Below are 19014 nucleotides of genomic sequence, written 5' to 3' on the forward strand. Positions count from 1 at the left end.
CGCTCGGACATAAGGCTTTTTCTTATTTCAATTTATACACCATTGCTTCATATGGACGCAATGTAACGTTTTCCATTAATCCATTTTCCGAGTCATAATTGTGTATTAACAGTTCTGATTCACTATAAACAATGTTCTCAGGCAATTCAAATACACATTGATCCGCAGTGAAGTTTGCAATCACAAGTAGCTTTTCTTCTCCATATGTTCTTACATAAGCAAAAATAGAAGGGCTATTATCTAGTATTAAATCATACGATCCATACACAACTATTTCATTATTTTTGCGTAACTCAATTAATTTCTTATAGTAATAAAAAATTGATCCTTCGTCTTGGATTGCTTGTTTCACATTAATCTCTTTGTAATTAGGGTTTACCGTAATCCAAGGTTCACCCGTTGTAAATCCAGCGTGATACTGATCATCCCACTGCATCGGAGTTCTAGCATTATCACGACCTTTTATATAAATAGATTCCATGACTTTTTCTTTATCTTCACCACGGTCTATCACTTTTTCTTTATACATATTTAGCGTTTCAATATCTCGATATTCATCAATTGATTCGAATCGAACGTTAGTCATTCCGATTTCTTCTCCTTGATAAATATATGGTGTTCCTTTCATCATATGAAGCACCGTCGCTAACATTTTCGCAGATTCAGTACGATACATCCCATCATTACCAAAACGAGATACAACGCGTGGCTGATCATGGTTATTCCAATACAGGCTATTCCATCCTGTATGCTCTAATGCTTTTTGCCACTTTGTTAAATTCTGTTTTAAAGTAAGAAGTGGACATGGTTTTACATCCCATTTTCCGCCTTCTCCTGAATCTAAATCCATATGTTCAAATTGAAATACCATTTGTAGTTCTTTTCTAGCTTCTCCTGTATACAATTTAGCTTCTTCTGTCGTTACACCAGGCATTTCACCAACCGTCATAATATCATAATGAGACAATACTTCTTCATTCATTTCATGCAAATATTTATGAATGTTTGGACCGTTCATAAAATGCTTATGACCTGAAACATACCCCTCTTCTTCTGTTTCAACAGTCGGTAAACCTTCTTCTTTAGAAATAAAATTGATAACATCCATGCGGAATCCATCAATTCCTTTTTCTAACCAAAACTTCATCATTTCATAAACATCTTGTCTTACCTGTTCATTATCCCAATTTAAATCCGGCTGTTTTTTAGAAAACAGATGTAAATAATACTCATCTGTCATTTCATCATATTGCCATGCAGATCCACTAAAAGCTGCTCCCCAGTTATTCGGCTCTTTCCCTTCTTTTCCAGAACGCCATATATAGTAATCTCTATATTTATTATCTGTTGATTTACGTGATTCAATAAACCAATTATGTTCATCAGAAGTATGATTAACAACTAAATCCATCATAAGTTTCATATTACGTTCATGCATTTCATGTAATAGCTCATCCCAATCTTCCATTGTTCCGAACTCGTTCATAATTTTACAATAATCACTTATATCATAACCATTATCATCATTTGGAGATTCATAGACTGGCGATAACCAAATTACATCAATCCCTAATTCTTTTAAGTAATCTAGCTTTGAAATAATACCACGAAGATCCCCTATACCATCACCATTACTATCCATAAAGCTACGAGGATAAATTTGATATACTACACTTTCTTTCCACCATTGTTTTTCCATTATGCTACCCCATTTCATTAGTAATTCATTCTTCTCTTTCTCCCAAGGCGCAAACGTTTTCACTAATGAATGATAACAGATTCTATCTTAATTTAAAATAGCGCTTACAATTTTTATCCTTCTTTTTCTAGGAAAACATATGAAAACTACTACATATCACTCGAATAAATGAAAACGTTTTATTTTTTTATTTATTTTTTGAATCTATTCGTTTATAATAAATTCAAAGAAAACGTTTGCATAATTTTTTCTAGGGGGAAATACCATGGCAGAACTGAAATTAGAAAACATTTATAAAATATATGATAATAACGTAACCGCTGTAACAGATTTTAATTTACACATTCAAGATAAAGAGTTTATCGTATTTGTTGGTCCTTCTGGATGCGGAAAATCTACAACATTACGAATGGTAGCTGGACTTGAAGATATTTCAAAAGGAGAATTTTCAATTGATGGTAAGCTAATGAATGATGTTCCTCCAAAAGATCGTGATATCGCAATGGTTTTCCAAAACTATGCTCTTTATCCACATATGAGTGTATATGATAATATGGCATTTGGATTAAAGCTTCGAAAAATACCAAAAGATGAAATCGATCGTCGTGTGAAAGATGCCGCACGAATTTTAGGGCTTGAACAATATTTAGATAGAAAACCAAAAGCGTTATCAGGTGGACAACGCCAACGTGTTGCGTTAGGTAGAGCAATCGTTCGAGACGCGAAAGTTTTCTTAATGGATGAGCCATTATCAAACTTAGATGCAAAACTCCGTGTTGCAATGCGCTCAGAAATTTCTAAGTTACACCATCGCCTTGGAACAACGACAATTTATGTAACACATGATCAAACAGAAGCAATGACAATGGCTTCCCGTCTTGTTGTTATGAAGGACGGAAAGATTCAACAAATTGGAACTCCAAAAGAAGTATATGAAACACCTGAAAACATTTTTGTTGGCGGATTTATTGGCTCTCCAGCTATGAATTTCTTCCGTGGTACATTAACTGAAACTGATTTCGTTATAGATAATTCATTGAAAATCAAAGTATCTGAAGGAAAAATGAAATTATTACGTGAACAAGGTTATGTAAATAAGGAAATCGTTTTAGGAATTCGTCCTGAAGATATTCATGATGAACTACTATTTTTAGAGGCTTCACAATCTACTACTTTCACATCAAAAATTGAAGTTGCTGAGTTGTTAGGTGCTGAATCCATTTTATATATGAAACTTGGAAATCAAGATTTTGCAGCACGTGTTGATGCAAGACATATATTCTCACCTGGAGACCAAATTAAATTAGCATTTGATTTAAATAAAGCGCATTTCTTTGATAGCCAAACCGAACAACGTATTCGCTAAAAAAATTTTCTTGTATATAACATACAAAAAAACCGTCCACATACATTGAGGGCGGTTTTCATTATTATACTAGGGCTTCTACTGTATGAAATGATTGTCCTTTCGTGCTAATAATACCGAAAATCGGTAAGTCACTAAGCACCACTTCTTCTTGCTGTTTCATAAAAGATGACGTTAATTGTTTTATCTCTATCCAAACGTCATTAATACAAAGTACATTGGAATCGTTCTCTTGTTGGCGAGAAAAAATAGAATCTATTTTATATAAACCAGCATTTTGAAAAAGCATATCAATGCGACTGAATGCATTCAAAGTAATACTGATAACACGTTGCCAATCTCCTTGTTTTTCCATATCATAGGATACAAAAAGGGCTTCTCCGCCTAGATTCGTAATTTCCTCCACTGTTGCTTGTCCACTATCTTGATCAATGTCCGTCACAATTACTTTTGCGCCTTGTTTAGCCAACAAAAGAGCTGTATTACGTCCAATACCGATGCCACCGCCAGTTACGATAGCAACTTTTCCTGCAAGCTTCATTTTCATTACCCCTTCTATAAGTCTTACCGTCATTCAGTATACTCCTTTATAAGATTAGTCTGCAAGCAAGAAAAGTTACTCTTTTATTTGTAAGCGATTACTTTTTTACTCCTTCTTTTTTCTTACTATTACACTGATCGAAAACGAGACCAACGAAAATTAAAATCCCCCAAAAGATTATGCTACCTCCCGTCATTACAACTTCCCCCTTCATTATATAAAGATATTATTTTCATTTATTATACAATTTTCTTAATTTTCAATCTATTGAAAAAGGACTTTCTACTTCGAAAAATATCCTTCCATAATAAAAAACCTTTTTATGTACAAGCATAAAAAGGTTTTTTATTATACTAGATTCATCACTTTTGTCTTTGTAATTAAATCATGAAAACCGCAATTATCTTTGCGGAACAACATCATATATACGTTGCATATTAACGGAATTCCAAGTAACAACATGTTCGGTAATAACAATACAAAAAATCGTAAAGTTAATGTTTGCAACGTTAATTTTTCACTCGTCAATGAAATCAATTTTGTTCTCGTTATTTTTTTCCCAAGTGTAACACCGTTCCAAATAAAAGGTAACAAAATAAAATATAGAACCATTAATATGAAAACTACTGCGAGATCATATCTATAGTCACCGAAACTTATATTAAACCGATTAAAAATAGCACTATAGTTTCCGGTCATAACAGCTACTACTGCACCATACATAACCGAGATTAAAAACATGTCAATTAGGGAAGCACCTATGCGATTCATTACAAGCGCTGGACGATGCATCTTCAACTTCATTTTATGTCGACTCCTTCGTATCCTTCTTTACCCGTTACATCGTACCACTTCTAAAAAACATTGTAAACTGGCGTTTCTCTTACTTTTCTTGTACAATGTGTTACAACAGCATTGTAAAGGAGGTTCCCATATTGAAAAAATGGATAATCCTATTCGTCACCGTCCTATTAACTGCTTGTACAGGAAATACAAACCATGTATCTTATACGATTAACGATGAATACGAACTCATACGTACTTCTGGAAATGCATTTGAACTGTTCCCTACGCAAGATGCTGTATATGCCACACAATACATCCCTGCCAAAATTACAGACATCGCTTGGGATGATAAATACATTATTGTAAAACAAACAGAGGAAAAGTCAGATCCAAATAACCCTGACGCAGCAATTGCAAATAAAAAAAGTGAACATTATTGGATTATTGACGTAAAGCACAATAAACGTTTCGGTCCCTATAATGAAAAACAATTTAATGAACAAAAAGATGCGTTTAAAATTAAAGTGCCTTTTCAAAATGTAGATTCATACATAAAAGAAATAAAAAAACAGTCAGCATAATATATAGAATGCTGACTGTTTTTCCTTATATCATTTTAAAAACATATTACTCAGAAAGTGAAATGTTAAAACTTTGTGATTCTTTAACAGTTTCTTGTGTTTCTGTGTCTCCTGCCATTAAATCATCCGTTGTAAATTTAATATCCTTTACCTTTTCTTTTCCATCATCAAGTATTAAACCGATAATTCCATCTCTTGTTTCACCAGGCTTATAATCTTCTCTTGATACATTTTTCGTACCAACGAGCGTATCTTCATCATATAAAAAGTTTTGAGTCGCTACTTTAAAATGTTGCTTATCATTAATCGTAACATCATTCATAGAGAAAAATTGCATATTTTTATTCCCGCTATTTTCCACCTTATATGTAATTTCAACGTAACGAATCGTATCACTAATCTCTGTTCCACTTAGCGATGCATATAATTCAGCATCTTCTTGACTTACCTTATCGCCCAATCTACGCTTTACTTCGTCAGGAGTTAATGCCGTATATGCTTTTAATGTATTTTTTGCGTCTTCACTCATTTGTGATAAAGAGATTACTTTCACATCTTGTACATGAATTTTCATTGGTGCTACTTCAAATGTTTGATTCACAGAATGTATCTGCTCTAACTTGAAAGTACCCCATCCTGTTTCTTTCACTTTTTGCCCAATTTTTTTTAGCTCACGCCCACCATATTCTTTTGTTTCAGGAATAGATTCTTTCTTCTTCGGTTCAGCTTTCTTTTCTTCTTGATGGAAGCAACCACTTAACATAAGAAGAAAACTACATAAAACAAAAATACTTTTCCATGCTTTCATCATTTAATTTCTCCTAACACTATCATTCATTAAAATAAATTAGTCCCTAGTCTTGTAAACTATAGAAACAATAAGAAGTCCACAAAACGAACTTGTCAGTCCAGATACTATTATACCCCCTATTTGGAAAATATGAAAATAGGGATTTACGAACGCGTGAACGATAAATATAATAGTTGCCACAATGATTGCCGAAACCCAATACTTCCTTTTTTCTGAAGCTATAATAATATCTTTCCCTGTTTCATCTTTATACTTCCATAGTACGTGTAATAGTAATAATAAACCAACACATGTACTCCCATGTTGCATATATTTATACACCGGAATACTATGTAATTCTCTTTGTAACAATGGTATTTCCATAACGAAGTAGCCTGTATTATGAGTAAACGCATCCCAAACAACATGCGTGAGCATACCAAATAAAGCAGAATAGCAAAATACAAAGAAATCCTTCCATGTATGAAGTCCCCACCTCTCATCTACTGCATATGTATAGTAGCCAGCAAATGGTTTAGCTAAATGTGTTATAAACGGCTTTTTTAAAATGTAATGATATATGTATGCTAATAGAAAGACAAGAGGTAAATTTAAATATAAGAACCCAAGCCACGTATGTCCAATCACGCCATACGGTCTAAAGTGTAAAAAATATTCAAAGTCAGGTGCCATACTACCTAATATAAGAGCCGTTACTGAAATATAATTAACCTGCTTTTTAGAAAAAGGGAGAACAGCTGCTGGATGCGCAAATGTAAACGGCATATTTTAACTCCTTTTCATATTTCCAATAGAATATCATCTATCATAACGAGAGAATTGACCTTCATGCAATGTTTATTTTCACATTGGAATATGATAGTTTCCATGTTATAATCCTCATGAAATATTCAGAAAATAAAATGGGAGTTCTCATGTCATTAACACTTTTCTTTTTTCTATGGAAGAACTTAAAAATTATAAAATATACGCCTGCTCTCGTTGGCTTTATAAGCGTTCTTTCCATTTTTATATTGCAGAGAATGACGTTCGGCTGGGAAAATCTCGGTTTTGGCGCACTTTATTAGCAAGTCGTCTTACACTTGTATTTTTTGCTTTTTTTAAATCAAAATCCGTTATGAATTGAGGTTTATATATTGATTGACGTACCCTTTTTAAAAAGTGTCACATTAAAAAAAGAAGATATCCCTAGCTTTTCCGCATATCCTTACTGTTTACCCGCTATTCGAACATTACAATCGCTCCTTTTCCATCCAAATGTAACATTCATTATTGGAGAAAACGGAACAGGTAAATCAACACTACTTGAAGCAATTGCAATTGCTTTAGGTTTTAATGCTGAAGGTGGAACGAAGAATTTCCGTTTTAGCACAAATAATTCACATTCATCTTTACATGAATATCTTCGAATTTCAAAAAGTTTTAATACACCAAGCGATGGTTTCTTTCTTCGCGCTGAATCATTTTATAACGTCGCTTCTTATATCGATGAAATGGATGCTGATCCAGAAGCACGCGGAAATCCAGTTATTGACTCATATGGTGGTATCTCACTACACAAACAATCACATGGCGAATCATTTTTCTCCTTATTTATGAACCGTTTTTCAGGACAAGGTTTATACATTTTAGATGAGCCTGAGGCAGCTTTATCCCCGATGAGACAACTTTCCATGCTCATTCGAATGCACGAACTAGCTGAACAAGGTTCACAATTTGTTATTGCCACGCATTCCCCTATATTAATGGCTTATCCTGAATCTACTATATATTCTTTAACACAAGAGGGGATTCACGAATCATCTTTAGAAGAAACGGAGCATTATCAAACGACGAAACTTTTCTTTGAAAATCGCGATCGATTATTCCATCATCTATTTGAGTCGTAAAAAAGAAGCAGCAAACGCTGCTTCTTTTTTATAATGCTTCTATAAATAAGGCAACCCCGATACCGCCACCGACGCATAAAGAGGCAATTCCTTTTTCTAATCCACGTCTTTTTAATTCATGAATTAAACTTACAGTGATACGAGCTCCTGTACAACCGATTGGGTGTCCAAGTCCTACACCACTACCGTTTACATTCACTTTTTCACGGTCTAAACCTAATTCTTTCTCTACAGCTAGGTATTGCGCAGCGAAAGCTTCATTAATTTCAAGTAAATCTGCATCTTCTAATGACCAATCTACTTTTTCTAATCCTTTACGAATTGCTGGTGCTGGTCCAATTCCCATAATTTTAGGATCTACTCCAGCTACTGAATAGCCAACAATTCTAGCTAACGGTTGTAAGCCTTTTTCTTTCGCTTTTTCTTCACTCATTAATACTAGAACTGCACTTCCGTCATTAAGACCAGATGCATTCCCTGCCGTTACAGATCCATCTTTACGGAAAGCTGGTTTTAATCCAGCTAATTTTTCCACTGTAATATCTGCACGCGGATGTTCATCCTTAGAAAATACAATTTCTTTTCTACGCTCTTTTATTGTAATAGGAACAATTTGATCGTCAAAGTATCCAGACTCGATTGCTTGTAGTGCCAATGTATGACTGCGAAGCGCAACTTCATCTTGTTCCTCTCTTGTAATTTCATATTGTTCAACTAAATTTTCCGCTGTTTCACCCATCATAATATGATGAATCGGATCTTCTAGCACTTCCCACACCGTATCACGAATTTCTCCGTGCTGTAGACGTTGTCCCCAGCGGTGCTGTTTCAATGCATAAGGGCTCGAACTCATCGCTTCTACTCCACCTGCAATAACAACATCACTCACACCTAATTGAATTTGCATTGCAGCTGACATAATTGCTTGCATACCTGAAGAACATTGGCGTTGGATTGTATAGCCCGTAACTGTGTCAGGAAATCCTGCCGCTAATGCAGCCGTTCTCGCCGTATTTGCTTCATCAGTTCTTTGAATACAATGACCTAAAATTACTTCATCAACTTCATGTGGTTCTACCCCGCCTCGTTTTACAGCTTCCTGAAGTACAGGAACAGCTAATTCTACTGGTGTTATATTTTTTAGTGCTCCTCCGAAAGTTCCAATTGGTGAACGAACTGCAGCTGTAATGACAACATTATGCATTTTGTACTTGCCCCTCTCTTATGTACCCTAGTCAGTTTTTAGGTGAAATTCCATAAGATGTATATCTAAAACTATCATACTATAAACATACTAAAAAATCAAAATATTTAATATAATAAAAATAGAAGGAATTAACCTTCTATTCTGTTAATGCGTATAGGAATTTTTGTAAAATCTTCTCTGTTGTTTTATTCAAATTCGGTAACTTATCTACCGGAAAATATTGAAGCTGTAATCCTTCATGATCAAGCTTAACTTCCCCACTCACATGATGCCCCTGATACAGATGAATGACATTAAAAATTTCATCTCCATTTGGATATTGGAAGTACACTTCTTTTCCCGAAAGAACCCCGATAAATTGCATAATTTTCGCGTTTAGTCCCGTCTCTTCAAATAGTTCTCTGCGAGCAGTTTCTTCTGTCGTTTCTCCTAGCTCCATCGCTCCGCCAGGTACACCCCAATCATATGTGTCTGAACGATATTGAAGCAATACTTCTTGCCTATCATTTAATATAATAATTGCTGATCCTACTAAAATAAGTGGCCTTGTACCAACGACTTTACGTAACTCTTCAATATACCCCAATATGTAAACTCTCCTTTCCTCACCCTCCCTTATCATAACAAAATTTTTCTCATTTTGTTGATGTAAATTTCAAGAAAAAAAGGAAGCTTTCGCTCCCTTTTTTCACTTTATTTCTTAAAACTTTCATATTTTACAGCTTCAAAAGCTTCTTCAATTTCATCATTACGATAATGAACGTATGTAAAACGCCCCAATTCTACTAATCTTGCTATTTCTTGTAACGCTTTATGTTGATCATATGTTTCCCCCAGCTTAATATGTACGTAAAACTTCATTAATGGATGTTCATATACAGGTTCTCCCACCTCTACATATACATCTTCAACCCCTTGCACAACTTTTACATAACTCGCAAATTGATAAAGAGCTTCTCTGTCTGAAACGATTTTTAATGTATACATATATTCTCCCCCTTTCCTTTACTATATCAAAAAGATGACCATACTACGTTATAGAACTATGAAATTTTTTCGACTTGTAGTCTATATATTCATGTAATAAACAAGGCGTTTATCCATACATAGCACCTTTTTCTCACATATATTATAGGAAGAATTTTTTCATTTGAGGTGTTCCCTATGGATCCATACGTCAATATATGTATTTGCATTACGCCAGGCGCCAACATTTCTGAAGACCGTATCGCAAAAGATTTAGCAGTCGCAGAATCAATTTGGCACCCCATTACATTTCAAATTCAAGAAGTAATTGTATTAAATGAGCTTTTTCGTTTTTCAGACCGTGAAATTAGTTATAAAAATTCTATTCAAAGTCAGGAAAAATTAGCATCCTTTTTCCAAACGTGTGTAAATGAAGCTCCAGAATGTGATCTTTATATTTGTTATATTGGCAGTGATTATTTTAAAGAAACAGCAGTAATTGCCTGTGCTTACTCTTTAGCTAAACAACAACAACTTACTGGTTATATCGTTTTAACAAATTCAGCCGCTCCTATGAAAAATATATATACGCTCGCTCACGAAATTGGCCATATTTTATTCACAAGGCGCGTTCACGGAAAACTTACACATGCAGATCCTCATTCTCCAACTGGCTCGGAACACCACCCTTCTCCATCAAATCTGATGTACCCTATAGTCCCCCGTCCAGAAAACGTCCATATTCATTCCTTATTAACAAACGAACAAAAAGAACTCTCTTTACAAAGCTCTTTATTACAAAGAAAAAAACAGTAACAATCTTATTACTGTTTAAAACAACTTATTTAATCAACAAACCAAGTCCCGGCTGCTAGAAATAAAAATAGACAACTAAACGTAAATGTAATCCCTCTAAAAATCCCTATATAATATTTCTTTGGAAATAATTTTTTGCATATCCAGAGCAGCCTTTTTCCTATTAACCCGAAGAACAAAATATATCCTGATGTGTCATCTAATAAAGTATCAAAATAGTTATCATGTACCTTTTTCGAAAAGGTAGTATATAGCCCGAAAATTGTTAAACCTAGAAATATAATAGATAATATACCTAGAAATATACTTTGCATATTTGTTCCCCTCTCAATAAAATATTCCGTTCGCTCAATATCAGTAAAACACTAGTTTACAGTTTTTTGCTCTTCATTTTTTAAAGACCATCGCATTAATACATATAAACTTCCATACAGAAGTAAAGGCTCTAGTATTCCCCAATATGGGTTTTGCTTTCCTAATTCTTTAAATACAAACATAATTAATAGCGGTATAATAACAACTAGCATTCCAATCCATCCAAGTATGTACGCTTCCCCAATTAACAATACTAATAAGACAATTCCAGCTAGTATGTAACTTTGTATAGTAGTTAATTGCAATACAGGTGTCCCATACCATTTATTCATAAACATTAATAATACTAGTAATAAAATTGGTAGCAAAGCTGCTACATAAATAATGCTAAATTCTTTTATTTTGCTTTTAAATGATGACATCTTAAAAGCAAAAATAATACCCACAATAGTAATCATTAAAACAATTGGGTATCCAATCAATTGTACATTCGTTAATGTAAATTCATGATTCGGACTTTCAAATAAAATATTTGTAACTAACCAGTATCCACCAATACCAATAATCATTCCTAAAATACTTTTTATACTCCCGCTTTTATCCTTCTCCATCTCTTTCACCAATTCTTCTGCATACTCTTTTGGTGAATCACCAAATATATCACTTACCGTCTTCCCCTTTTTTTCACCTTCTATTAAATGAAGTTCTGCATCTTCTAGAAAAGCGTCCACATCTTCTTCTTTAATCCCTTTTGTTATTAAATATACTTTCGTATCGATTAAAAACTCTTCTCCTTCTTTAGAAACCTTCATTATAACCCCTCCCTTAATTAACCGTTTCTCTTCTATTCGTCTTCATCATAATTTCAACGAAAATTAAAATAAATAAACTTCCGTATAAACATATAATCTGAAATAACATTGGCATGAGATCTTCTGATGTAAATGCTTGAAATACTAACATAATAGAAAGAGGAATAATTAAATATAAGTTTTTAAACCATCCTTCAAAATACATGTTTATAGCTACTGTCATGATAAAGATCCCACCAGCTAACATATAACTTTGCATTTGGGTGAATGTAACCATCTTTGTAGGATATATTACATCTAATATCGTAACAACTCCTAATAAAAACATTGGAGCAATCATGACTAAAGACCACATAGAAAACCACGTTTTTGTAAAGCTTGTTACAAAGGTCATTTTACGAAGCAAAAAATTAGGGCCTAACACAGCTAACATTAATGTGAAACTATAACCAATGCACTGAATAAGTGAAATTTGTAACTTTCCGTTATTCACTATTAAAATAGAAGCAATAATCCAAAATGCTACGATATTCATTACTGTAAAACCAATTTGCTTCCACGTTTCCTGTCTATCTCTTTCCATCACTTTTACAAGTTCATTAGCATATTCTTTCGGCGAACTTCCAAAAATTTCTTCTACACTTTTCCCGTCACTCTCACCTTCTATTAAATGCAACTCTGCATCTTCTAAAAAGCTTTCCATATCGCTTTCTTTCACACTCTTTGCGGTCAAAAACAATCTCATATCTAACAAAAACTTTTGTGCTTCACTTGATAGCATTATTTTCTTCCCTTCCCTTCAAGTAGACGTTCTACACTACTTTGCATCGCTTCCCAGCGACCCATAAATTCATCCAGTTCATCTTCTCCCTTTTCTGTTAACGTATAATACTTCCTTTTTGGACCAGATGGAGATTCCTTCATTACACTTGATATTAACCCCTCTTTTTGCATCCGTATTAACAACGGATAAATACTTCCCTCACTCGCCATTGTAAAACCATACTTCGCTAGCTTTTCACTCATTTCATAACCGTATATTTCACCTTCAGAAATAATAGCAAGTAAGCATCCTTCTAAAATCCCTTTCAGCATTTGACTTGTCGACATAATTGAAATCCTCCCACTATCTTGTTTTACAAGATAGATAAGCGTAAGTATCTTGCTTTACAAAATAGTATAGCAGAGACTATTTTGTAAAACAAGATAGCTAACGGATTTTTTCCAAATGTTTGCAGGAATTTCGTAGTTCCCCCTCTAAATAGAGCAATGAGGGAACTTTTATTATGAAGGAGTGTTTTCCATCATGGTTACAAATCGAGTTGTCTTTTTAACAGGTGCTGCGAGTGGTATTGGTTATGAAATGGGGAATACCTTTGCAAAAGAAGGCGCAAAAGTTGTTATTACTGATCGCCTTGAAGATCGTGCGAAAGAAGCTGCTGAGCAATTACAAAAAGAAGGCTTTCAAGCTATCGGTTTACAATGTGACGTTACATCTGAAGAAGAAATTACAGTAGCGCTTTCTCAAACAGTTAGTCATTTCGGTTCATTAGACGTATTAATTAACAATGCAGGAATGCAACATGTTTCACCGATTGAAGATTTTCCAACTGAGAAATTCGAGCTTCTTATTAAAATTATGCAAATCGCTCCATTTATCGCCATCAAACACGCTTTTCCTATTATGAAAAAACAAAAATACGGCCGGATTATTAACGTCGCTTCTATTAATGGCCTTGTCGGATTCGCCGGAAAAGCTGCCTACAATAGCGCAAAACATGGCGTAATTGGACTGACAAAAGTTGCCGCATTAGAAGGTGCTACCCATGGAATTACTGTTAATGCACTTTGCCCTGGTTATGTCGATACCCCTCTTGTACGTAATCAACTACAAGACTTAGCTACTACACGAAATGTACCGCTTGAAAATGTTTTAGAAGATGTCATTTATCCACTTGTACCACAAAAACGTTTATTACAAGTACAAGAAATTGCTGATTATGCTATGTTTTTAGCGAGTGAAAAAGCAAAAGGCATAACTGGTCAAGCTGTCGTTATCGATGGTGGTTATATTGCTCAATAAAGTGAAACTTTAATCAGTGGGGCTTCATCCCCCACTGATTCGTAGCCCTCACCAATCGGGCTTTTACGGGCAGTTAATGCGTGATAAAAAAATAAAGTTTGCTCACGAAGAGCAAACTTTATTTTTTATCACGAGGATCATCGTACTTTAGTAATTGCTGTGGCAGTTTCTCTATCGCAACAGTTATCCCATCTAATTTACTTTCAATCCGATGGAGTAAATATAATGTTACAACAATTGGAAAGCCTACATTACCTATCATCCCGATCCACTCTTCCATCCTTCTCTCCTCCTTTCATTATATAAATAAGGGGAAAAGGCACATTTAGGCATAAAAAACAAGCTATTATGTATTAGCTTGTTTTTCAAATAATGATGCAATTTCTCGCTCATAATCTCCACGTATAATACCTTTCTCAGTAATAATACCTGTAATTAATTCATGCGGTGTTACGTCAAATGCAGGATTATAAACATCTGTACCAATCGGTGCCACTTGTTTGCCAAAAATTTTCGTAACTTCTGTTTCATCTCTTTCTTCAATAACAATTTCGGTACCTGTTTGTTTCGTAATATCAAACGTAGATAACGGAGCTGCAACGTAAAATGGAATTTCGAAATACTTTGCTAATATAGCTAAATTCATTGTTCCGATTTTATTTGCCGTATCTCCATTTGCGACAATTCGATCTGCCCCTACGATAATTGCATCAATTTCTTTCGTACGAATTGCATGAGCTGCCGTATTATCTGTAATAAGCGTCACATCAATACCCGCTTGCTTTAACTCCCATGTCGTTAAACGGCCACCTTGTAAAACCGGTCTCGTTTCACATGCATACGCATGTAAGTGTACACCTTTTTCTTTCCCGATATAAAACGGCGCTAATGCAGTACCATACCTTGCAGTTGCAATACTTCCAGCATTACAAATTGTTAAAATGTTATCACCGTCTGTAAAGCATGTTAACGCATGTTCCCCAATACTCCGGCATACCTCTTCATCTTCCTGCTGAATGCGAAGCGCTTCTTCTTCTAATGTTTTTTGCGCTTCTTTTATTGTAATAATCTCTCGAATAGATTCTCTCATACGATCAATTGCCCAAAACAAATTCACTGCCGTCGGTCGTGATGTCCCTAAATAGTTACAATCTCTATTAAATATCTTCTGAAATTCTTCAATATGTATCGTGTTATATTTTTTTGATGCAAGCGCCAAACCAAATGCTGCTACAATTCCAATTGCGGGTGCTCCGCGTACTTCTAGCATTACAATACTTTTCCATACCTCTTCAATAGTCGTCAACGTTTTATATTCTGTACTATACGGCAACTTTGTTTGATTTAATACCGCAATTGCATCACCTTTCCAACTTACAGACCTCGGAACAGTTACAAATGTACTCATGCTTTTATGCCTCCTGAAACTGTCTGTTGAAATAATGTTCGAAACAGTTGAATATCAGCACACTTAGATTCATATTTTATTAGTTCTTTTCCTAAGTACAGCGCTTGCTTCTTAGCTTGAATTCTTCTTTCTTTATTTGCTATTTCATCTAAATCCGCTACATGAGCTAAACCAATTGTTCTACGAATCAGTTCACATCCGGCAAATCCGACGGCATCAGTAAAGATATTTTGCAAAATAATTGGTAACCATTGTTTTTCTTTCGTATATGCTTCTACCCCTTCTCCAATCCATAACTTCGTAAAAGTTTCTACAAAATAACTCCATGTCTTTTCTATATGGAAAAATAGTACACTTCTCTTTTCTTCTTCTCTCGATAAAGCATTTAATAATAGATTTGCGATAAATTGACCGATATCAAAGCCAAATGGACCGTACGTTGCAAATTCTGGATCAATCACTTTCGTTTCAGAAGGTGATGAAAAAATACTACCAGTATGTAAATCACCATGAATAAGCGCTTCTTTTCTCGTTAAAAACTTATATTTATATTGTGCTACTTTTAGTTTTAAAATTTTGTCACTCCAAAGTTCATCAATCACTGACTGTAAATCTGACTCATAATCATTCGTATCGTAATGTCCAAACGGATCCGTAAAAACTAAATCTTCTGTAATTTTACTAAGGTCTGGATTTACAAATGTACCTTCTAGCATCCTTTTCTCTTCTGACTGTAAACCGAAATCTGAAGTATAAAATAAAACATGTGCTAGAAAACGACCGATATGCTGGGATAAAAGTGGATATCCTTCTCCATCTATTAATCCTTTTCTTGTAATTGTTAGTCTTGATAAGTCTTCTATTACTGTAACTGCTAACTCTTCATCATGACTGTACACTACCGGAACATAATCTGGTACATACTTCGCGAAAATTTGTAATGCCTTGCTTTCAATCGTCGCTCTTTTTATAGACAACGGCCAGCTCTCACCAACTACTTTCGCATATGGAAGTGCTTGTTTTATTATAATTGATCTCTCTCCATCAACTAATTTGAACACGTAATTTAAATTTCCATCTCCTATTTCATGACAAACTACATTCGCCTTCTTGTCAAAATATCCATGTTCTTTCGCATATTGTACAGCTGTTACTTCTGTTAATGAATAATATCCCATCGTCTTTTCCTCCTTTTTAAATTCAGAGGTTTTTCTAACGCAGAAAAACCTCTTTCCACTAAGAAAGAGGTTTGAAGTTTATCTTCTCCCCTCTTATCTGCCAGAAATTTTACTTTCTGCTGGAATTAGCACCGTGCCTTTTGGCGTCATAAACGCCCCATTTCACAATGGTATTACGGTCGGTTGCTGGGCTTCATCGGGCCAAATCCCTCCACCTGCTCTTGATAAGAGTTATATAATTTTTTAGAATTTTTAACTTTATGTTGAAGACTATACCAAGAATAAAAATCACTTGTCAATATTTTATTTGTATAGTTCTGGACGGCGATCTGCAAAAACTGGAATTCCTTTACGTACCTCTTTAATCTTTTCGAATGTAAGTTCTCCAAATAAAATGGATTCCTCTTTATTTGCCTCTACCACGACTTCACCCCAAGGATCCACAATTAGAGAATGACCTGCAAACTCATTATTCGGATCCTTTCCTGACCTATTGCATGCAACAACATAACATTGATTTTCAACTGCTCTTGCTTGCAATAGCAAACGCCAATGTGCTAAACGAACTAATGGCCATTCTGCTACAACGAAGAAAACTTTTGCCCCTTTAGCAGTATGAACGCGCATCCATTCTGGAAAACGAATATCATAGCAAATTGTGCCAGCGCACTCGATATCATCTAGTTTAAATTCACCTGTTTTATTACCCGCCATTAAATATTTGTGTTCATCCATAAGCTGAAATAAATGTACTTTACTATATTCATTGACTAGATCTCCTTCGTTGTTTACGACATACATTGTATTGGTAACCCCTTGCTCTGTTTGCTTTGCTATAGAACCACCAACAATATGTACACCATATTGCTTCGACCATTCTTTCAACCTTTCTTTCGTTTCTAATCCATCTCTATCTGCAATTTCAGAAAGCCTCGTTAAATCATATCCTGTTGTCCATAGTTCTGGTAAGACGATAACATCTGGTCTTTCCTTCATCGCTTCGCTTATTTTGTTTTTAGCGTTCTCCATATTTTTTTCTACATCTCCAAATACAATATCCATTTGAATACATGCGACTTTCATTTTTTCAGCCCCATTCTTAATTTTCTCTTTACAAAATACTGGAAAGATTATATCATTTGTCACTAGAATTGTAACAACTTTCAAAAGAGGTGGAAAGTATGAAATTATTTCAACCTTCTGAGATAGTAACATCATTGCCAACACAATTTTTCGCTTCACTTGTTGCAAAAGTTAACAAAGTCGTTGCGGCTGGTTACGATGTTATTAATCTAGGTCAAGGTAATCCAGATCAACCAACACCGCAGCATATCGTAAAAGCTTTACAACATGCTGCAGAAAAGACCATTCATCATAAATATCCGCCATTTCGCGGACACGAAAGCTTAAAAGAAGCCGTGGCAACATTCTATCAACGTGAATATGATGTAGTAGTAAATCCAAAAACTGAAGTTGCTATTTTGTTTGGTGGAAAAGCTGGATTAGTAGAATTACCAATGTGTTTTACCAATCCTGGTGATACGATTCTCGTTCCCGATCCAGGCTATCCAGATTATTTATCCGGAGTTGCTTTAGCAAAAGCACAATTTGAAACAATGCCGCTTATTGCCGAAAATAAATTTTTACCAGATTATACAAAAATTGATGACGCTATTGCGAAACAAGCAAAGTTAATGTTTTTAAACTATCCAAACAATCCTACTGGTGCTACTGTATCAAAAGATTTCTTTGATGAAACCATTCATTTTGCTAATAAACATAATATATTAGTCGTTCACGATTTTGCTTACGGTGCGATCGGATTTGATGGTCAAAAACCGGTTAGTTTCTTGCAAGCAGACGGTGCAAAAGATATAGGAATTGAAATTTACACATTATCCAAAACTTTCAATATGGCTGGATGGCGTATTGCTTTTGCCATAGGGAATGAAAGTGTCATCGAAACAATTAACCTATTGCAAGATCATATGTATGTTAGTATTTTTGGTGCAGTTCAAGACGCTGCCCGCGAAGCGCTATTAAGTTCACAATCTTGCGTCGTAGATCTTGTAAATAGTTACGAATCTCGAAGAAATGCTCTTATTTCAGCTTGTCACTCTATCGGTTGGAATGTAGACATCCCAACCGGATCCTTCTTTGCATGGCTTCCTGTACCAGAAGGCTATACATCTGAGCAATTTTCTGATATTTTGCTAGAAAAAGCACACGTTGCAGTTGCTCCTGGTGTTGGATTTGGTGAACACGGTGAAGGATACGTCCGCGTTGGTCTCTTGCACACAGAAGAACGATTACGAGAAGCAATTAATCGAATTGATAAATTAAATTTTTTCAAAAAGTCGTTGACAACATGAAAAATATCTGACAAAATTCAGTTATCTTAAAAATTTAAACATTTCTAAATACTTCTTATCAAGAGCAGGTGGAGGGACGAGCCCGACGAAACCCGGCAACCGATCTACAATTGTAGACACGGTGCTAATTCTCGCAGCATTACGCTGACAGATAAGGAGCTGGTTGTAAAAAAACCTCTCCTTA

At 34.9% G+C, this 19014-nt stretch carries 23 protein-coding genes, 1 pseudogene and 2 riboswitches; of the genes and pseudogenes, 7 read left to right on the plus strand and 17 right to left on the minus strand.

The window, feature by feature from the left end; genetic code table 11:
• Window positions 1-22: 22 nt before the first annotated feature.
• Complete coding sequence (gene malL, locus F0362_RS19730) at window positions 23-1699, minus strand: oligo-1,6-glucosidase (protein WP_000415210.1); 1677 nt, start codon at window positions 1697-1699, stop codon at window positions 23-25.
• 265 nt (window positions 1700-1964) lie between these two features.
• Here malL and F0362_RS19735 point away from each other — a divergent pair, with 265 nt between their 5' ends.
• Window positions 1965-3065 carry an ABC transporter ATP-binding protein gene (locus tag F0362_RS19735; RefSeq protein ID WP_000818938.1) on the plus strand — a complete coding sequence of 367 codons (1101 nt, stop codon included), beginning with the start codon at window positions 1965-1967 and terminating at the stop codon, window positions 3063-3065.
• A gap of 64 nt (window positions 3066-3129) precedes the next feature.
• Here the strand turns inward: F0362_RS19735 and F0362_RS19740 are convergent, their stop codons facing one another.
• The 3 genes from F0362_RS19740 to F0362_RS19750 form a co-directional block, all read right to left on the minus strand.
• Entirely contained in the window at window positions 3130-3639 is a 510-nt protein-coding gene (locus F0362_RS19740; protein ID WP_000218407.1) for an SDR family NAD(P)-dependent oxidoreductase, read from the minus strand.
• Between the two features lie 64 nt (window positions 3640-3703).
• Entirely contained in the window at window positions 3704-3802 is a 99-nt protein-coding gene (locus tag F0362_RS19745) for a hypothetical protein (protein WP_000145639.1), read from the minus strand.
• 152 nt (window positions 3803-3954) lie between these two features.
• Entirely contained in the window at window positions 3955-4410 is a 456-nt protein-coding gene (locus tag F0362_RS19750) for an RDD family protein (protein ID WP_000769093.1), read from the minus strand.
• A 131-nt stretch (window positions 4411-4541) separates the two neighbouring features.
• Between F0362_RS19750 and F0362_RS19755 the strand changes: the two genes are divergently transcribed.
• Window positions 4542-4973, plus strand: coding sequence for a DUF3997 domain-containing protein (locus F0362_RS19755; RefSeq protein WP_000758798.1), 432 nt, complete (start codon window positions 4542-4544; stop codon window positions 4971-4973).
• Window positions 4974-5019: 46 nt separating this feature from the next.
• Here the strand turns inward: F0362_RS19755 and F0362_RS19760 are convergent, their stop codons facing one another.
• Both F0362_RS19760 and F0362_RS19765 read right to left on the minus strand, forming a co-directional pair.
• Window positions 5020-5784 (minus strand): hypothetical protein, encoded by a 765-nt coding sequence (locus F0362_RS19760; RefSeq protein WP_000973887.1) that lies wholly within the window; start codon window positions 5782-5784, stop codon window positions 5020-5022.
• A 36-nt stretch (window positions 5785-5820) separates the two neighbouring features.
• On the minus strand, window positions 5821-6549 hold the full coding sequence (locus F0362_RS19765; protein WP_001116885.1) for a DUF4184 family protein: 729 nt from the start codon (window positions 6547-6549) through the stop codon (window positions 5821-5823).
• A 116-nt stretch (window positions 6550-6665) separates the two neighbouring features.
• Here F0362_RS19765 and F0362_RS31450 point away from each other — a divergent pair.
• Window positions 6666-6910: pseudogene (locus F0362_RS31450) on the plus strand (hypothetical protein).
• Between the two features lie 10 nt (window positions 6911-6920).
• A complete protein-coding gene (locus tag F0362_RS19775; RefSeq protein ID WP_000567990.1) occupies window positions 6921-7673 on the plus strand; it encodes an AAA family ATPase in 753 nt (250 codons plus the stop codon).
• A 28-nt stretch (window positions 7674-7701) separates the two neighbouring features.
• On the opposite strand, the gene F0362_RS19780 is transcribed toward F0362_RS19775, so the two are convergent.
• From F0362_RS19780 to F0362_RS19790, 3 genes are all read right to left on the minus strand, one after another.
• Window positions 7702-8877 (minus strand): acetyl-CoA C-acetyltransferase, encoded by a 1176-nt coding sequence (locus tag F0362_RS19780; RefSeq protein ID WP_149889930.1) that lies wholly within the window; start codon window positions 8875-8877, stop codon window positions 7702-7704.
• Between the two features lie 139 nt (window positions 8878-9016).
• Window positions 9017-9466: an NUDIX hydrolase gene (locus F0362_RS19785; RefSeq protein ID WP_000540531.1), complete on the minus strand. Its 450-nt coding sequence runs from the start codon at window positions 9464-9466 to the stop codon at window positions 9017-9019.
• A gap of 107 nt (window positions 9467-9573) precedes the next feature.
• Complete coding sequence (locus F0362_RS19790) at window positions 9574-9867, minus strand: DUF3928 family protein (RefSeq protein ID WP_000288323.1); 294 nt, start codon at window positions 9865-9867, stop codon at window positions 9574-9576.
• Window positions 9868-10044: 177 nt separating this feature from the next.
• Here F0362_RS19790 and F0362_RS19795 point away from each other — a divergent pair, with 177 nt between their 5' ends.
• Window positions 10045-10662 (plus strand): ImmA/IrrE family metallo-endopeptidase, encoded by a 618-nt coding sequence (locus F0362_RS19795; RefSeq protein ID WP_000371630.1) that lies wholly within the window; start codon window positions 10045-10047, stop codon window positions 10660-10662.
• A gap of 29 nt (window positions 10663-10691) precedes the next feature.
• On the opposite strand, the gene F0362_RS19800 is transcribed toward F0362_RS19795, so the two are convergent.
• From F0362_RS19800 to F0362_RS19815, 4 genes are read right to left on the minus strand one after another with little or no spacing between them, the layout of a single operon-like run.
• Window positions 10692-10976, minus strand: coding sequence for a hypothetical protein (locus F0362_RS19800; protein ID WP_001190630.1), 285 nt, complete (start codon window positions 10974-10976; stop codon window positions 10692-10694).
• A gap of 51 nt (window positions 10977-11027) precedes the next feature.
• On the minus strand, window positions 11028-11789 hold the full coding sequence (locus tag F0362_RS19805) for a DUF1129 domain-containing protein (RefSeq protein ID WP_000868628.1): 762 nt from the start codon (window positions 11787-11789) through the stop codon (window positions 11028-11030).
• 13 nt (window positions 11790-11802) lie between these two features.
• Window positions 11803-12570, minus strand: a complete 768-nt coding sequence (locus F0362_RS19810) for a DUF1129 domain-containing protein (protein WP_000952880.1) — start codon at window positions 12568-12570, stop codon at window positions 11803-11805.
• A complete protein-coding gene (locus F0362_RS19815; protein WP_000107973.1) occupies window positions 12570-12899 on the minus strand; it encodes a PadR family transcriptional regulator in 330 nt (109 codons plus the stop codon). Before F0362_RS19815 ends, F0362_RS19810 begins: the two co-directional genes overlap by 1 nt.
• Window positions 12900-13095: 196 nt before the next feature.
• Here F0362_RS19815 and F0362_RS19820 point away from each other — a divergent pair, with 196 nt between their 5' ends.
• Window positions 13096-13872, plus strand: coding sequence for a 3-hydroxybutyrate dehydrogenase (locus tag F0362_RS19820; RefSeq protein WP_000258447.1), 777 nt, complete (start codon window positions 13096-13098; stop codon window positions 13870-13872).
• A gap of 118 nt (window positions 13873-13990) precedes the next feature.
• Here F0362_RS19820 and F0362_RS19825 read toward each other — a convergent pair whose 3' ends face one another.
• The 4 genes from F0362_RS19825 to F0362_RS19840 all read right to left on the minus strand — a co-directional run bounded on the left by F0362_RS19825 (window position 13991) and on the right by F0362_RS19840 (window position 17625).
• A complete protein-coding gene (locus F0362_RS19825) occupies window positions 13991-14152 on the minus strand; it encodes a YvrJ family protein (protein WP_000393323.1) in 162 nt (53 codons plus the stop codon).
• A gap of 66 nt (window positions 14153-14218) precedes the next feature.
• Window positions 14219-15280, minus strand: a complete 1062-nt coding sequence (mtnA, locus tag F0362_RS19830; RefSeq protein WP_000103030.1) for an S-methyl-5-thioribose-1-phosphate isomerase — start codon at window positions 15278-15280, stop codon at window positions 14219-14221.
• Window positions 15277-16458 (minus strand): S-methyl-5-thioribose kinase, encoded by a 1182-nt coding sequence (mtnK, locus tag F0362_RS19835; protein ID WP_000542699.1) that lies wholly within the window; start codon window positions 16456-16458, stop codon window positions 15277-15279. Before mtnK ends, mtnA begins: the two co-directional genes overlap by 4 nt.
• Window positions 16459-16548: 90 nt before the next feature.
• Window positions 16549-16689, minus strand: a riboswitch (SAM riboswitch).
• Between the two features lie 72 nt (window positions 16690-16761).
• The gene (locus F0362_RS19840; RefSeq protein ID WP_002093326.1) at window positions 16762-17625 is read right to left on the minus strand and encodes a carbon-nitrogen family hydrolase; all 864 of its coding nucleotides are present in this window, start codon (window positions 17623-17625) and stop codon (window positions 16762-16764) included.
• Window positions 17626-17639: 14 nt separating this feature from the next.
• Here F0362_RS19840 and F0362_RS19845 point away from each other — a divergent pair, with 14 nt between their 5' ends.
• The gene (locus tag F0362_RS19845; protein WP_149889931.1) at window positions 17640-18830 is read left to right on the plus strand and encodes a pyridoxal phosphate-dependent aminotransferase; all 1191 of its coding nucleotides are present in this window, start codon (window positions 17640-17642) and stop codon (window positions 18828-18830) included.
• Between the two features lie 52 nt (window positions 18831-18882).
• Window positions 18883-18988: riboswitch (SAM riboswitch) on the plus strand.
• The last annotated feature ends 26 nt before the right edge of the window (window positions 18989-19014 follow it).

The organism is Bacillus sp. BS98 (assembly GCF_008432245.1).
GTDB lineage: Bacteria > Bacillota > Bacilli > Bacillales > Bacillaceae_G > Bacillus_A > Bacillus_A toyonensis.

What these genes read in the sequence shown, in the direction of transcription:
- malL (WP_000415210.1), bottom strand. Translation starts at nt 1,699, where the DNA reads ATGGAAAAACAATGGTGGAAAGAAAGTGTAGTATATCAAATTTATCCT.
- F0362_RS19735 (WP_000818938.1), top strand. Translation starts at nt 1,965, where the DNA reads ATGGCAGAACTGAAATTAGAAAACATTTATAAAATATATGATAATAAC.
- F0362_RS19740 (WP_000218407.1), bottom strand. Translation starts at nt 3,639, where the DNA reads ATGACGGTAAGACTTATAGAAGGGGTAATGAAAATGAAGCTTGCAGGA.
- F0362_RS19745 (WP_000145639.1), bottom strand. Translation starts at nt 3,802, where the DNA reads ATGACGGGAGGTAGCATAATCTTTTGGGGGATTTTAATTTTCGTTGGT.
- F0362_RS19750 (WP_000769093.1), bottom strand. Translation starts at nt 4,410, where the DNA reads ATGAAGTTGAAGATGCATCGTCCAGCGCTTGTAATGAATCGCATAGGT.
- F0362_RS19760 (WP_000973887.1), bottom strand. Translation starts at nt 5,784, where the DNA reads ATGATGAAAGCATGGAAAAGTATTTTTGTTTTATGTAGTTTTCTTCTT.
- F0362_RS19765 (WP_001116885.1), bottom strand. Translation starts at nt 6,549, where the DNA reads ATGCCGTTTACATTTGCGCATCCAGCAGCTGTTCTCCCTTTTTCTAAA.
- F0362_RS19780 (WP_149889930.1), bottom strand. Translation starts at nt 8,877, where the DNA reads ATGCATAATGTTGTCATTACAGCTGCAGTTCGTTCACCAATTGGAACT.
- F0362_RS19790 (WP_000288323.1), bottom strand. Translation starts at nt 9,867, where the DNA reads ATGTATACATTAAAAATCGTTTCAGACAGAGAAGCTCTTTATCAATTT.
- F0362_RS19795 (WP_000371630.1), top strand. Translation starts at nt 10,045, where the DNA reads ATGGATCCATACGTCAATATATGTATTTGCATTACGCCAGGCGCCAAC.
- F0362_RS19800 (WP_001190630.1), bottom strand. Translation starts at nt 10,976, where the DNA reads ATGCAAAGTATATTTCTAGGTATATTATCTATTATATTTCTAGGTTTA.
- F0362_RS19805 (WP_000868628.1), bottom strand. Translation starts at nt 11,789, where the DNA reads ATGAAGGTTTCTAAAGAAGGAGAAGAGTTTTTAATCGATACGAAAGTA.
- F0362_RS19810 (WP_000952880.1), bottom strand. Translation starts at nt 12,570, where the DNA reads ATGCTATCAAGTGAAGCACAAAAGTTTTTGTTAGATATGAGATTGTTT.
- F0362_RS19815 (WP_000107973.1), bottom strand. Translation starts at nt 12,899, where the DNA reads ATGTCGACAAGTCAAATGCTGAAAGGGATTTTAGAAGGATGCTTACTT.
- F0362_RS19820 (WP_000258447.1), top strand. Translation starts at nt 13,096, where the DNA reads ATGGTTACAAATCGAGTTGTCTTTTTAACAGGTGCTGCGAGTGGTATT.
- F0362_RS19825 (WP_000393323.1), bottom strand. Translation starts at nt 14,152, where the DNA reads ATGGAAGAGTGGATCGGGATGATAGGTAATGTAGGCTTTCCAATTGTT.
- mtnA (WP_000103030.1), bottom strand. Translation starts at nt 15,280, where the DNA reads ATGAGTACATTTGTAACTGTTCCGAGGTCTGTAAGTTGGAAAGGTGAT.
- mtnK (WP_000542699.1), bottom strand. Translation starts at nt 16,458, where the DNA reads ATGGGATATTATTCATTAACAGAAGTAACAGCTGTACAATATGCGAAA.
- F0362_RS19845 (WP_149889931.1), top strand. Translation starts at nt 17,640, where the DNA reads ATGAAATTATTTCAACCTTCTGAGATAGTAACATCATTGCCAACACAA.